The following is a 13549-nucleotide window of genomic DNA, read 5'->3' on the forward strand; positions in this document are numbered from 1 at the left end:
CATGGCCCCGACCCGCATCGCCGCCGCCGCGGCCCACTTCGGCCGCGACCTCGACCACGACCTCGGCCGCATCGGCAAGCTCATCGCCGACGCCCGGGCCGAGGGCGCGGCGCTGCTCGTGCTGCCCGACGCGGCGATCGGGGGCTACCTGGCCGACCTGCGACGGCCCGACCCCGAGGCGCTGCCGCCCGCCCTCAAGCCCGACGATCCCATCTTCGAGCAGGTGGCCGCCATGGCCGGGGAGATGGTGGTGTGCGTCGGGTTCTGCGAGGCCGACGGCGACGACCGGTACAACGCCGCGGTCTGCCTCACCGGCGACGGCGTGCTCGGCCGGCACCGCAAGGTGCACCTGCCCGCGGCCGAGCACATCGCCTACCGGGCCGGCGACACGTTCGCCGCCTTCGACACCCCGGCCGGGCGGATCGGGATGCTCATCGACTACGACAAGACGTTCCCCGAGTCGGCGCGCACCCTCGCCCTCGACGGCGCCCAGATCGTCGCGTGCCTCTCCGCGTGGCCGGCCAGCATCACCAACGCGGCGCCGAAGCTCTCCCAGGACCGCCAGTCGCGGCTGTTCGACCTCTACGACTGTGCCCGGGCCGCGGAGAACCAGCTCGTCGTGGTCTCCTCCAACCAGACCGGCGCGGCCGGCGGCATGCGCTTCCTCGGCCAGGCCAAGGTCGTCGGGCCGGCCGGGAACATCCTCGCCCGCACCTGGGCCAAGGCCGGGCTCGCCGTCGCCGAGCTCGACGTGGCGACCGAGATCGCGCACGCCCGCCGCGTGCTGAACCACCTCGACGAACTGCGGCCGGGCACCTACCGGAGCGGCCGATGAGGATCGCGCTGCTGACCTACTCCACGCGCCCGCGCGGCGGGGTCGTGCACACCCTGGCGCTGGCCGAGGCCCTGGCCGCCGCGGGCGCCGACGTGACCGTGTGGACGCTTGCGCGGGGCGGGGGCTTCTTCCGGCCCGTCGACCCGCGGGTGCGGCTCGAGCTCGTGCCGTTTCCGGACGTGCCGGGGGAGGCGGTCGGGCCGCGCATCCTCCGCTCGATCGCGCTGCTGCGGGCGGCGTTCCGGCCGCACGACTTCGACGTCGTGCACGCCCAGGACTGCATCAGCGCCAACGCCGTCGACCGGTGCGTGCGCACCGTCCACCACCTCGACCACTTCACCACGCCGGAGCTGGCCGCCTGCCACGAGCGTGCCATCGTACGGCCCCAGGCCCACATCACCGTCTCGTCCACGGTCGCCGCGCAGCTACGGGCCGGCTGGGGCATCGCCGCGACCGTCATCCCGAACGGCGTCGACGCCGCCCGCTTCGCCGCCGCCGTGCCGCTGGTGCGCGAGCGCCCCTACGTGCTGTCGGTCGGCGGGATCGAGCCGCGCAAGGGCTCCATCGACCTGCTCGACGCCTTCGCCCACGCCCGCCGGACGCTGCCCGATCTGCAGCTCGTCATCGCCGGCGGCGAGACGCTGTTCGACTACCGCGACTACCGCACCGCGTGGCAGGCTCGCGCCGACGCGCTCGGCCTGGCGCCCGAGGTCCTCGGCCCGGTCCCGCACGACGAGCTGCCCTCCCTCGTCGCCGGGGCCGCGGCCTTCGCGTTCCCGTCGACCAAGGAGGGCTTCGGACTCGCGGCCCTGGAGGCGCTCGCGGCCGACGTGCCCGTGGTCGCGCGCGACCTGCCGGTGCTGCGCGAGGTGTTCGGCTCCTCGGTGCGCTACGGCCACGACCCGCAGGCCCTCGGCGCCGCGCTCGTCGATGCGGTACGCCACGGCAAGGGCGACCCCGCGCTGGCGTACTCCTACACGTGGGAGGAGGCCGCGCGCCGCCACCTGGAGTTCTACCGCGCCCTGGCCTGAGCTAGAGTGGGCCGACGGCGGTGGGGCCCGCCGACTCCGGCACGATCCGGGGTGAACCGCGACGACGCCAACGGTCCCTGCCAGTGGAGCTGTGTGATGCCCTGGTGGGGAGGAGCATCGTGACCGAGGTCGACCCCGACGTCGACGTCCACGTTTCCGCGCAACGCACCGAGCTGCGGCCGAGCCCGTGGCCGGTGCTGGGCGCGATCTCGGCCGGCGGGGTGTGCGGGGCCCTCGCGCGCTTCGGTGTCGCGCAGGCATGGCCGCACGCCCGCGGCGGCTTCCCGTGGTCGACGCTGCTCATCAACGTCACCGGGTGCCTGCTGATCGGCGCGCTGATGGTCATCGTCAACGAGGTGGCCACCGGGCGGCGCCTGCTCCGGCCGTTCGCCGGTGTCGGGGTGCTCGGGGGGTACACCACCTTCTCCACCTATGCCGTGGAGATCCACCAGACCGCCTCGGCCGGCTCGCCCTGGGCGGCGCTGGCGTACCTGGCCGTGACCGTCGTCGGCGCGCTCCTCGCGGTGTGGGCCGGCAGCGCGGCCACCCATGGGCTCGTGCGGCGCCTCGGGAGGAACCCGTGACCGTCCTGCTGATCGCGCTCGGCGCCGCGATCGGGGCGCCGATGCGCTACCTCACCGACCGCTTCGTGCAGTCCCGGCACGACTCGGTGTTCCCGTGGGGCACGCTCACCGTCAACGTCCTCGGGTCGCTGCTGCTCGGCCTGCTCGCCGGCCTGCCCGCGAACGCGCCGCTCACGGCCCTGCTGGGCACCGGCTTCTGCGGCGCGCTCACCACGTACTCGACCTTCAGCTACGAGACGCTGCGCCTGGCCCAGACCGGCGCCCGCTTCTACGCGGCGATGAACGTGCTCGCCTCGGTCGTGGCCGGCCTGGGCGCGGCCGCGGTCGGCCTGCTGCTCGCCCAGGCGTTCAGCTGATCTCGCACCGCATGACGTATTCGACGACCGAGGGGTCCGGCGGGTAGGGCTGCGCCTCGCCGGTCGGGCGGAACCCGTGCCGCTCGTAGAGCCGCCGGGCGGCCACGTTGTCGCCGACGACCCAGAGGTCGAGGGCGGTGAGACCCCGCTCGCCCGCCCACGCGATCGCCTCGGTCACGAGCAGGTCCCCGGCCCCGCGCCCGCGCCAGGCCGGGTGCACCCACATGCTGAACAGCTCGCCCGCGCCGTCGCGGTCCTCGGGCACCCAGACGCCCACGATTCCGGCGGTGCCTTCCGACTCGCGGGCCACGGCCTTGAGCCCCTTCGCGGGCTCCAGCCACGCGCGCCAGCGGTCCTCGTCGAAGGCCTGCTCCCGCTCCAGCGTCGAGCCGAACGCCCGCGGCGAGTCGGCGAGCGCGGCGAGGCGGACATCGCGCCACAATGCCCAGTCCTGGGGTCCGAGTCGTCGCACATCCACGCGCTCATCCTCGCAGCGTGAGCAACCTGGTTTCGGCCGAGAGCGGCTGACGCCATGTGGCGCGGGCTCGGCGGCGCGGCGGAGTCACCGCTGGGGAGCGGCGCGGTGAGCAACCTGGTGTCGGCCGTGAGCGGCTGGCGCCACCTGGCGCGGGCTCGGCGGCGCGCCGGAGCCACCGCTGGCGAGCGGCGCGGTGCGCAACCTGGTGTCGGCCGTGAGCGGCTGGCGCCACCTGGCGCGGGCTCGGCGGCGCGCCGGAATCACCGCTGGCGAGCGGCGCGGCGCCCGTGAACGCCGGCGGCACGGCGTCAACCGCGGTTGACGAAGGTGGGACTGTCAACTACGGTTGACGCATGGAGATTCTGAACCGTGCCCCGGTGTGAGCCGATGCTCGCGTTCGCCGTGGCCTGTGCGCGCTCAGCCGGCCGGCTGCAGGGCCGGGTCGAGCATGCCGTCGGGGTTCCAGGTGGCGTCCTCGTCGCCGGCGCCCGCGGCGGCCAGGAACGCGGTCTCGACCGGGCGCAGGTGCTCGAGCAGGGCCGGGAGCCGGTACCGGTCGGTGAAGCGGGCCCCGTCCGGGCCGGTGAGCAGCACGGCGATGGGCTCGTCGCCGCCGAGGGGCAGGTCCGGGTACACGTTGCCGCCCCAGTACAGCACCGCCGACTCGGCCTCGGCGTGCCGCCCGGCCGCGGCGAGCAGGAGCAGCTCGGACTGGGTGACGTCGGGGCTGTGGTGGTAGTCGTCCAGCCACGCCTCGAACGCCTCGCGTGACATCGGCATCCGGGCCGCCAGCATGTAGGAACGTCCGCTCACGCGGCGATCGTAGCCGGGCGCCGTCGCGGTCCGGCCCAGCGTCCACAGTGGACCGGATCGCGGCGCCCACCCGCCCCCCTTTCGCGCCCCACGCTCGCCTCTTTGCGTGCCGCGCGCTCGCCTCTTTGCGTGCCGCGCGCCCGCCTCTTTGCGTGCCGCGCGCCCGCCTCTTTGCGCCGCCGGGCCACCGCCGCCGGGGGCGTCACCCCGCCGAGAACCGGAGCTGCGGTCGGACGGCAACCGCGCGTAGGCTAAATTCGGTCGGTGAGCACTTCCGAGGCCCCCGTACGCACCCGCATCGCCCCGTCGCCGACCGGCGACCCGCACGTCGGGACCGCGTATGCCGCCCTGTTCAACCTGGCGTTCGCGCGCAAGCACGGCGGTGAGTTCATCCTCCGCATCGAGGACACCGACCGCACGCGCTACGTGGAGGGCAGCGAGCAGCAGGTCTTCGACACCCTGCACTGGCTCGGGTTCAGCTGGGACCAGGGGCCGGACGTGGGCGGGCCCGCCGAGCCCTACCGGCAGTCCGAGCGGCTGCCCGTCTACCGTGAGGTCGCCGAGCGCCTGCTCGCCGACGGGCACGCCTACCAGTGCTGGTGCTCGTCCGAGCGGCTCACCCAGATGCGCACCCGCCAGCAGCAGCTGAAGATCCCCACCGGCTACGACCGGATGTGCTACGGCAAGACCCGCGAGGAGCGCGCCGAGCTGCCCGGGTTCACCGACGTGCCGGTGATCCGGATGCTCGTGCCCGCCGACGCCAAGATCTCCTTCACGGACCTGATCCGCGGCAAGATCACCCCGCCGGAGCCGGACGACCAGGTCATCCTGAAGGCGGACGGGTTCCCGACCTACCACCTCGCCGTCGTCGTGGACGACAACGCGATGGGCGTCACGCACGTCATCCGCGGCGAGGAGTGGATCAGCTCGACCGCCAAGCACATCCTGCTCTACGGCTGGCTCGGCTGGGCCGCGCCGACCTACGCGCACATGCCGCTGCTGCGCAACGCCGACCGCTCGAAGATCAGCAAGCGCAAGAACCCGGCCGCGCGGCTCAAGTGGTTCCAGGAGGAGGGGTACCTTCCCGAGGCCCTCGTCAACTTCCTCGCGCTCATGGGCTACTCGATGCCCGACGGCCAGGAGATCTTCACGTTCGACGAGATGGTGGCGTCGTTCGACTTCGCCCGCGTCAACCCCGTCGGCCCGGTCTTCGACATCGACAAGCTGAACTGGCTCAACGGCCACTACCTGCGCACGCTGGACGACGACGCGTTCCTGCGTGCGGCCGAGCCGTTCCTGCCCGCGGGCCTGAGCGCGCAGGACGTGCGCTCGCTCGTGGTACCGCTGCGGGAGCGCACCAAGAAGCTCGCCGAGATCCCCGAGCAGCTCGACTGGCTCGCCGCCGACACCGTGACGGTCCAGCCCGCCGACCTGGCCAAGCACGGCCTGCCCGCGGCCGACGCGCGCGCGATCCTCGAGGCGTTCGCGAAGAACCTCGAGCAGCTCGACCCGTTCGGCAAGGAGCAGATCACCGCCACCCTCGACCGGGTCGTCGCCGAGGCCGGCACCAACCGCCGCCGCTCGTTCATGACCGCCCGGCTGGCCCTGGTCGGCAAGCCGGTCTCGCCGCCGCTGGACGACACCATGGTCGCCCTCGGCGCCGAGCGCACCGCCGCCCGCCTGCGCCGGGCCGCCGCCGCGATCGAGAGCTGAACGAGCCGGTTCCCGATTGGGACGATCGGACGTGGGTAACCCCGAGGTCACCCCGTCCGATTCGTCCCAAGGGAGCCAGCATGGCGCTGCGTCGGTGCGTCTCGGTTGCGAAGGCGGATTTCGCCGAGCGGTACTGGGATCGCACCCCGCTGCTCTCGCCGGCCCTGGACAACTACCGCGACCTGCTCACCGTCGAAGGCGTCGACGACCTCCTCAGCGCCCGGGCGCTGCGGACCCCGTTCGTGCGCATGGCCAAGGACGGGCGCGTCATCCCGGCCGCCCGCTACACGGGCGGCGGCGGGGCCGGGGCCGAGATCGGCGACCAGGTGCACGACGAGAAGGTCCTGGCGCTGCTCGCCGACGGGGCCACCCTGGTGCTGCAGGGCCTGCACCGCATGTGGCCGCCGCTCGTGGCGTTCGCGGCCACCCTGCGCCAGGAGCTCGGCACGCCCGTGCAGATCAACGCGTACCTCACCCCGCCGTCGAGCCGCGGCTTCGACCCGCACTACGACACCCACGGCGTGTTCGTCCTGCAGGTCAGCGGGTGCAAGCGGTGGCGCGTCCACCCGCCCGTGCTCGAGGCGCCGGTGCCGCGCCAGCCGTGGGGCGGCGTGGCCGACGAGGTGGCCGCGGCCGCCGGTTCCGATCCCGCGATCGACACGGTGCTGCGCGACGGCGACGCGCTCTACCTGCCCCGGGGCTGGGTGCACGCGGCCACGACCGAGGGCGAGTGGTCGCTGCACCTCACGATCGGCCTGCACGCCCCGACCCGGCTCACCGTCCTCGACGCGCTCGCCCGGCTGGCCGTGTCCGAGCCGACGCTGCGCGCCGGGCTGCCGATGGGCCTGGACCCCGCCGACGGCGACTCGGTCGCGCCCGCGCTCGCCGACACCGTCGCGGCCCTGCACGCCTGGCTCGACACCGTCACGCCCGAGGACCTCGCCGCCCAGCTGCGCGGGCCCGCGTGGACGTCGGGCCGCCCGGCCCCGCTGCGGGCCGTCGCCCAGGCCGCCGCGCTGCCCGGCCTCGGCCCCGACGCCAAGGTCTTGGCCCGGCCCGGGCTGCCGTTCCGGCTCGACGAGCCCTCGGACGGGCGGGTCGCCGTACACCTGCCGGACCGCACCCTGGCGATGCCCGACGCCTGCGCCGAGGCCCTGCGCACCGCCTTCGACGGCCGCCCGCACCGTATCGGCGACCTGCCCGGCCTCGACGACGCCGACCGGCTCGTCCTGGCCCGGCGGCTGCTGCGCGAGGCGGCGCTGGTCCTGGCGTAGACGACAGCCCGTGCGCCTGCCGCGCGCGGCCACAGTCCCCGGGGCCTGCCGCGCGCGGCCACAGTCCCCGGCGCCTGCCGCGCGGCGGCGCCGGTCTGGCGTAGACCACAGCGCGCGCCGCTGCCCGCCCCGGCGGCGGCCCCGACCGGCACCGCGATCAGCGTGGGCACGGGTCGTTGATTTCCGGGCGGTACATCTAGATACTTCGATGCATGCTTCGACGTCTCGGTCGCGTGGCAGCTACCGCGCTGCTCGCCATCGCCACCACCGGCACCATCCTCGCCGTGTCCGCGTCCCCCGCCCTCGCCGACGGCTGCTACACCTGGAGCGGCACCCTCGCCCAGGGCTCGTCCGGTGAGGCGGTCCGCCAGCTGCAGATCCGGGTCGCCGGCTACCCCGGCTCCGGCGGGGTGCTGGCCCTCGACGGCCAGTTCGGCCCCGGCACCAAGGCGGCCGTGCAGCGCTTCCAGAGCGCCTACGGTCTCGCCGCCGACGGCATCGCCGGCCCGCAGACGTTCTCGAAGATCTACGCGCTGCAGGACGACGACTGCACGCCGGTGAACTTCGCCTACGGCGAGCTCAACCAATGCAACAGCACCTGGGCCGGCGGCGCCGTCCCGGCCGCCACGGCCAAGGCGAACGCCCTCGTCACCATGTGGAAGCTGCAGGCGCTGCGGCACGCGCTCGGCGACGTGCCGATCACGGTCACGAGCGGGTTCCGCAGCACCTCGTGCAACAGCGCGGTCGGCGGCGCCGCGGGCAGCCGTCACCTCTACGGCGACGCCGCCGACCTGGTCTCGGGCTCCCGGTCGCTGTGCCAGCTCGCCCAGGAGGCCCGCAACCACGGCTTCGCCGGCATCCTCGGGCCCGGCTACCCCGACCACAACGACCACACGCACGTCGACGGCCGCCCGTCGCGCTTCTGGTCGGCCCCGAACTGCGGCGTGGCGAGCCTGACCGGCGGCCTCGACCCGCTCGGCGACGACTGAGCCGGCTGAGCCGTCAGGCCCGCTCCGCGGCGGCGACGTTCTCCTCGACCGGGTCACCGCCAGGCCCGGGCCGGCTGGTGGATCGCCGCCCGGGGTGCCGGGCGGTTCCCGCGGGTGCTGGGCCTAGTCTTCGCGAGCGTCGGCGCCGAAGAGCCCGGCCAGGAGCGGGCGGTACACGCGCGCCGAGTCGCCGAGCGGGCTGAAGTGCGACCCGGCGTTGTCGTCGAGGTAGGTGGTCGCCACGTCCACCGTGTCGATCGGGTGGCCGGCCCGCGCCGCGGCGAGCAGGACGCGCATCTCGTAGTCGAAGCCGTCGCCGGGGATGCCGAGCAGCCACTGCAGGTGCCCGGCCGGGTAGGCCCGCAGGCCCGTCTGGGTGTCGCGGACGCGCAGGCCGGTCGCGGCGCGGAACAGGGCCGCGGTGAGCCCGTTGCCGACGCGGCTGCGCAGCGGGACGCCGGCGCCGAACTCGCGCACGCCGAGCGCGATGCGGCCGGTGACCTCGGTGTGCCGGGCGACCCGCCGCACGTCCTCGGCGCGGTGCTGGCCGTCGGCGTCGGCGCAGACCACGCCGTGGCCGGGCCACGCCTCGGCGATGTGGGCGAGGCCGGTGCGCAGGGCGGCGCCCTTGCCGCGGTTGGCCGGGTGGTGCAGCACGGTCGCGCCGAGCGCCCGCGCCGCGTCCAGCACCGCGGCCGCCCCGGGGCCGCCGCCGTCGTCGACCACCACCGCCGGGGTGTCGTTCCCGAGCGCGGTGAGCAGCTGGGGGAGGTGGAAGCTGGGGCGGTACACCGGCAGCAGCGCGATCATCCAAGGTCGATACCCCGCCGGGCGCGAGATCACTCAGCGGCCGCCGCGGCGGGCCAGGGCGACCGCGAGGCGCTCGCGGCGGCGCAGGGCCGCGGGGCTGGACGCGCCCAGGAAACACAGGCGGGAGCCGAGCCGCAGCAGCCGCTCGGGCTGCCACGGGCCCGCGGCCGGGATGTCGAGCAGCGCGGCGCCGCGCAGCCGGAGGATCTTGCCGGCCAGGTACCGCACCCGCGGCAGATGCCACGCGTGGGAGACCAGGCCGAGGGGCTCGGCGGGGCTGTACGGGCCGCCGACGAGCCCGTCCTCGACCAGGTTGAGCAGGTTCTCGAGGGTGCTGCGGGAGCGCGTCTCGGCGAGGAGGCGGCTGGCCCGGCCCAGGCCCGCCTCCCGCGCGGCGCGCAGCATCAGGTCGCCCTCGCGGTGGCCCGGGGGCGGCTCCGGCGCGCCCAGCGAGGCGCCGGCCCAGCCGCCGGTGAAGACGATCCGCGCGGGGGCGCCGGCCCGCTCGACGTGCTCGGCGGCGGCCCGGACGCGGGCCAGGCTGTCGTCGGTGAGCGCCCAGCCGGCCCGGTGCCTCACCACGCCGCGGCCGAAGACGAGCAGCGTGCTGGCGTTCGCGGGCATGACGCGACCGTAACCCGGTCGATATGCTGCCCGGCATGAGGGGGCGCGTGGCGCGGCGCATCGCGGCGGTGCTCGCCTGTGTCGCGGCCGCCGTGCTCGCCGCCACGCCCGCGCCCGGCGAGGCGGCCCGCCCGCCGCTGCGGGTGCTGCAGCTCAACCTGTGCGACAGCGGGTTCGCGGGCTGCTACACGGGCCGGGCGGTCGCGGTGGCCGCGGGCGAGCTGCGCACGCACCGGCCCGACGTGGTCACGCTCAACGAGATCTGCGCCGGGGACGTCGAGGCCCTCGGCACGGTGCTCGCGTGGGTGTTCCCGGGCGACACCATCGTGCGCGCGTTCGAGCCGGCGGGGGACCGGCGCAGCGGGGGACCGTTCGCGTGCGTGAACGGGGAGGAGTACGGCATCGGCCTGCTCGCCCGCGTCACCGGGCCGCGCCGCGCGACCGTGATCGACGGCGGCCTCTACCCGGACCAGGACGTCGACGACCCCGAGGAGCGCGCCTGGGTCTGCGTGCACGCGCGCGGGGCGTACCAGGCGTGCACGACGCACCTGGCCAACACCGTGCCGGCGGTGGCGTTCGCGCAGTGCCGGATCACCCCGGGCTGCTGGTGTCGCTCGCCCCGCGCTGAGCCGGGTGCCTCGGCCACCCGCGATGCGGCGGCCCGATCATGCCCGTAGGCTGCCGCCGTGCTGGTCGTCGCCGTGCTGCTGCTCATCGCCGTGCTCGGGTTCGCCGTGGCCCGACCGTTCGGGCTGCCCGAGGCCGTGGCCGCGGTTCCGGCGGCGGCCCTGGCGGTGCTGTTCGGCCTCGTCTCGTGGCCCGCCGCCGGGGCCGAGGTCCGCGAGCTCGGCCCCACCGTGGGCTTCCTCGCGGCCGTGCTGCTGCTGTCGTACCTCGCGGAGGTGCACGGCGTCTTCGCGTACATCGGCGACCTGGCCGCCCGCCGCTCCCAGGGCCGCCCGAAGCGCCTGCTGGCAGCGGTCTTCGCCGCGGCCGCCCTGGTCACCGCGGTCCTCAGCCTCGACGCGACGGTGGTCCTGCTGACCCCGGTGGTCTTCGCCGCCGCCCTGCGCATCCGTGCCCGCCCCGATCCGCACGTCTACGCCTGCACCCACCTGGCGAACTCGGCCTCGCTGCTGCTGCCCGTGTCCAACCTCACCAACCTGCTCGCGTTCGCCGCGAGCGGCCTGGGCTTCGCGGCCTTCGCCGGGCTGATGGCGGCACCGTGGCTGGCGGTGGTCGCGGTCGAGTACGTCATCATGCGCCGCTTCTTCGCCTCCGACCTCGCCGTGGCGTCCACGCCACCCGCCGCCGAGCCGGCGAAGGCCCCGCGCTACGCCCTCGTCGTACTGGTCCTCACCCTCGCCGGCTTCGCCGTGGGCCAGCCCGCGGGCATCCACCCGGCCTTCGCGGCCGCGGCCGGCGCCCTGGCCCTGGCCGTCCCCCTGATCCGCGCCCGCCGACTGGAACTCCCCGCCGTGATCAAGGCCGCGAACCCGGCCTTCTGCGCCTTCGTCCTCGGCCTGGGCGTGGTGGTCCTGGCGGTGCGCGAACACGGCCTGGGCCGGCTCGTCGACACCCTGACCCCGCGCGACGCGTCCTTCCTGGGCCTGCTGGCGGTGGCGGCCCTGGCGGCGCTGCTGGCGAACCTGCTCAACAACCTGCCGGCGACCCTGGTGCTGGTCCCGGCGGTGCAGCATTCGCCGGGCCTGCTGCTGGCGGTGCTCATCGGGGTGAACGTGGGCCCGAACCTCACGTACGTCGGCTCCCTCGCGACCCTGCTGTGGCGCCAGATCCTGCACGCGCGCGACGCGGCTCCCTCGGCTGGGCGGTTCCTGCGGCTGGGCGCGCTGACGGTTCCGGCGGCGCTGCTGGCGGCGGTGGCGGCGCTGTGGGCCGGTCTGCGGGTCGCGGGGATGTGAGGGTTCGCTGTCGCGTCCGATATGTCGGGCGCTTCGCGCCGCGACATATCTGATTTATACCCTGACGGGGGATTATGCCGGATTCGGCGGCGACGGCCGCCGTGGGCGCCGCGGCGGGCTCGGGCGCGACCGAGCGGCGGATGTCCGGCGGTGTCGCCTGGCTGGTGCACTGCCACATCGCGCGCACCGCGGGGCGGTCGCGGCGAGCCGGCGTCGGGGAATTTGCCCGATTCGGCTCTGCGGTGGCGACATGTGTGGATCGTCTGCGAACCTCGGTACATGCATGTGCTCGTCTGGCTAGCCGAGGGCACCTGGGCCGCCGCCGCCGAGGCCGCCGCGCGGCACGCCCCTCCCGATGCGCGTATCACCCTCCTGCACATCGTAGACCCGGCCACGGCCGGCGAGGTGAGCGGCGCCTGGAGCGGCCTGCTCGGTCGCGGCCATCGCGACCCGGGCCCGGCCATGGCCGCGGCGTCCGAGGCCGCCGAGCGGGACCTCCTGACCGCGGCCGCCGCGGCGCTGGACCGGCCCTCCGAGAAGGCCGTACGCCGCGGCCGCACCGAGCACGAGGTCATCGCCGCGTGCAACGAGCTCGGCGCGGACCTGCTCGTGGTGGCGCGCGACGGCGACCGGACGCGGGTGGGGCCGCGCAGCCTGGGCCGCTTCACCCGCTTCGTGGTGGACCATGCGCCGTGCCCCGTGCTGCTGGTGTGGCCGGAGCAACCGTTGGTCACGACGCCGCCCCCACCACCGCCGCCAGGGGCCGAGCCGCCCCCGCCGCCGCACCATCATCACGGCCCGCCGCCCCCGCGCCATCCGGGCTAGCCCCCACCCGCCGGCCGCGCGGGCGGGTAGATTCCCAGCGTGAGGACTCCCTGGTACGCGCTGCGCCGCGCCGACGTCGAGGGCGGGACGATGCCGGTGCCGCCGGAGTGCGCCGACGCCGAGACCGTCGTGCTCGACCACCGCGCCCACGGGGTCACCCCGGGCCGGCTGGTCTTCGACGCCGTGGCCGAGCGCCACGAGGACGGCCTGCGGATCGGTGTCGCGTGGCCGCCGGACGCGCATGTCGGCGTGCTCGTGGGGCTGACCTGGCAACCGGCCCGCCGCCAGGTGCAGCTGCGCACGAAGCCGCTCGGCGAGCCGTTGAAGGTCGACGGGATCGCGTACTTCCACGAGTACGACCCCCTGATCGTGACCCACGAGTTCCGTCCGGCCAACTCCAACCGGGGCAAGGTGCTGGACGCGGTGCGGCGCCACGGGCGGGTGTTCGAGGACGGCAGCGCGGTGTTCCCGGAGGCGGATCTCGTCAAGCGCGCCGGGCTCGGGCGCGGGACCCGCGGGACCTTCCTGCTGCGCAACGCGATCGACCAGCTCATCCGCGAGGGGTACGTCACCCGCGTCGACGGCAGCCTCGACGTCGAGGGCCGGCCGTCGTTCCCGCCCGCCGACGGGTCCGAGGTGGTGCCGATGCTGTTCTACGCGCCGCTGCTGGAGCCGGCCGTGCGGCCCGACGAGCCCGCCGAGACCGACCCGTCCAACCGCCACGAGCACTGGGTCGCCGGCTTCATCCGCAAGCTGCAGCCCGGCACCCGCCCGTCCCCGCGCGCCCTCGCGCTGCACCGCCAGGCGATCGACAGCGGCCAGTTCCCCGACGAGCCGCTGGCGCCCGGGTACACGTTCGTGAAGAAGCACCACCGCAACGGCTGAGGCCTCACAGCGGCTTGGTGCAGAGCACGTCGGGCATCGGCAGGTAGCCGAGCGCCTGCCAGAACCGCAGCCCGGACGCGTTCTGCGGCATCACGAGCAGGTTGACGCGCGGGCAGCCGAGCGCCTTCAGCCGCTCCTCCAGCTCGGCGACGAGCCGGGTGGCGATGCCCTGGCGCCGCCGGGACGCGTCGACGGCGAGCCGGAGGATGAAGCCGCGCCGCCCGTCGTAGGTGCCCAGCACCACGCCCGCCAGCGCGCCGTCGCCGGCCTCGGCGACCAGGAACAGCTCCGGGTCGCGGGTCAGCTTCGCCTCCAGCTCGGCCCGCGGCAGGACGTCGTTGCCGCCGGCCTCCCACAGCGCCACCGCGCCCTCGTAGTCGGCCCAGCGGAACGTGCGGATGCGCAAGGGG

16 protein-coding genes are annotated in these 13549 nt (G+C 75.1%); 11 read left to right on the forward strand and 5 right to left on the reverse strand.

Annotation, left to right across the window (positions count from 1 at the left end):
* Position 1: 1 nt before the first annotated feature.
* From ACQP1P_RS18005 to crcB, 4 genes are all read left to right on the forward strand, one after another.
* Positions 2–835, forward strand: coding sequence for a carbon-nitrogen hydrolase family protein (locus tag ACQP1P_RS18005; RefSeq protein WP_433087822.1), 834 nt, complete (start codon positions 2–4; stop codon positions 833–835).
* Entirely contained in the window at positions 832–1866 is a 1035-nt protein-coding gene (locus ACQP1P_RS18010; protein ID WP_433087823.1) for an MSMEG_0565 family glycosyltransferase, read from the forward strand. Before ACQP1P_RS18005 ends, ACQP1P_RS18010 begins: the two co-directional genes overlap by 4 nt.
* Before the next feature lie 119 nt (positions 1867–1985).
* Positions 1986–2450, forward strand: a complete 465-nt coding sequence (locus ACQP1P_RS18015) for a fluoride efflux transporter FluC (RefSeq protein ID WP_433087824.1) — start codon at positions 1986–1988, stop codon at positions 2448–2450.
* Entirely contained in the window at positions 2447–2806 is a 360-nt protein-coding gene (gene crcB / locus ACQP1P_RS18020; protein WP_433087825.1) for a fluoride efflux transporter CrcB, read from the forward strand. The genes ACQP1P_RS18015 and crcB overlap by 4 nt, the downstream gene beginning before the upstream one ends.
* On the opposite strand, the gene ACQP1P_RS18025 is transcribed toward crcB, so the two are convergent.
* Both ACQP1P_RS18025 and ACQP1P_RS18030 read right to left on the reverse strand, forming a co-directional pair.
* Complete coding sequence (locus ACQP1P_RS18025) at positions 2799–3284, reverse strand: GNAT family N-acetyltransferase (protein WP_433087826.1); 486 nt, start codon at positions 3282–3284, stop codon at positions 2799–2801. The genes crcB and ACQP1P_RS18025 overlap by 8 nt on opposite strands.
* Before the next feature lie 417 nt (positions 3285–3701).
* On the reverse strand, positions 3702–4097 hold the full coding sequence (locus tag ACQP1P_RS18030) for a hypothetical protein (protein ID WP_433087827.1): 396 nt from the start codon (positions 4095–4097) through the stop codon (positions 3702–3704).
* A gap of 264 nt (positions 4098–4361) precedes the next feature.
* Here ACQP1P_RS18030 and gltX point away from each other — a divergent pair, with 264 nt between their 5' ends.
* The 3 genes from gltX to ACQP1P_RS18045 all read left to right on the forward strand — a co-directional run bounded on the left by gltX (position 4362) and on the right by ACQP1P_RS18045 (position 8073).
* Positions 4362–5810, forward strand: coding sequence for a glutamate--tRNA ligase (gene gltX, locus ACQP1P_RS18035; RefSeq protein ID WP_433087828.1), 1449 nt, complete (start codon positions 4362–4364; stop codon positions 5808–5810).
* 80 nt (positions 5811–5890) lie between these two features.
* Positions 5891–7084, forward strand: a complete 1194-nt coding sequence (locus tag ACQP1P_RS18040; RefSeq protein ID WP_433087829.1) for a cupin domain-containing protein — start codon at positions 5891–5893, stop codon at positions 7082–7084.
* Positions 7085–7296: 212 nt separating this feature from the next.
* Positions 7297–8073: a D-Ala-D-Ala carboxypeptidase family metallohydrolase gene (locus tag ACQP1P_RS18045; RefSeq protein ID WP_433087830.1), complete on the forward strand. Its 777-nt coding sequence runs from the start codon at positions 7297–7299 to the stop codon at positions 8071–8073.
* Positions 8074–8196: 123 nt separating this feature from the next.
* Here ACQP1P_RS18045 and ACQP1P_RS18050 read toward each other — a convergent pair whose 3' ends face one another.
* Entirely contained in the window at positions 8197–8883 is a 687-nt protein-coding gene (locus ACQP1P_RS18050) for a glycosyltransferase family 2 protein (RefSeq protein ID WP_433087831.1), read from the reverse strand.
* Positions 8884–8916: 33 nt separating this feature from the next.
* On the reverse strand, positions 8917–9507 hold the full coding sequence (locus ACQP1P_RS18055; protein ID WP_433087832.1) for a YdcF family protein: 591 nt from the start codon (positions 9505–9507) through the stop codon (positions 8917–8919).
* A gap of 35 nt (positions 9508–9542) precedes the next feature.
* Here ACQP1P_RS18055 and ACQP1P_RS18060 point away from each other — a divergent pair, with 35 nt between their 5' ends.
* The 4 genes from ACQP1P_RS18060 to ACQP1P_RS18075 all read left to right on the forward strand — a co-directional run bounded on the left by ACQP1P_RS18060 (position 9543) and on the right by ACQP1P_RS18075 (position 13139).
* A complete protein-coding gene (locus ACQP1P_RS18060; RefSeq protein WP_433087833.1) occupies positions 9543–10184 on the forward strand; it encodes a hypothetical protein in 642 nt (213 codons plus the stop codon).
* A 9-nt stretch (positions 10185–10193) separates the two neighbouring features.
* On the forward strand, positions 10194–11429 hold the full coding sequence (locus ACQP1P_RS18065; protein ID WP_433087834.1) for an SLC13 family permease: 1236 nt from the start codon (positions 10194–10196) through the stop codon (positions 11427–11429).
* Between the two features lie 279 nt (positions 11430–11708).
* Complete coding sequence (locus ACQP1P_RS18070; RefSeq protein WP_433087835.1) at positions 11709–12254, forward strand: universal stress protein; 546 nt, start codon at positions 11709–11711, stop codon at positions 12252–12254.
* 39 nt (positions 12255–12293) lie between these two features.
* Positions 12294–13139, forward strand: coding sequence for a hypothetical protein (locus tag ACQP1P_RS18075; protein WP_433087836.1), 846 nt, complete (start codon positions 12294–12296; stop codon positions 13137–13139).
* 4 nt (positions 13140–13143) lie between these two features.
* Here ACQP1P_RS18075 and ACQP1P_RS18080 read toward each other — a convergent pair whose 3' ends face one another.
* Positions 13144–13545: a GNAT family N-acetyltransferase gene (locus tag ACQP1P_RS18080; RefSeq protein WP_433087837.1), complete on the reverse strand. Its 402-nt coding sequence runs from the start codon at positions 13543–13545 to the stop codon at positions 13144–13146.
* Between the last annotated feature and the right edge of the window lie 4 nt (positions 13546–13549).

The organism is Dactylosporangium sp. CA-052675 (genome assembly GCF_050947935.1).
In the GTDB taxonomy this organism is placed as follows: domain Bacteria; phylum Actinomycetota; class Actinomycetes; order Mycobacteriales; family Micromonosporaceae; genus Dactylosporangium.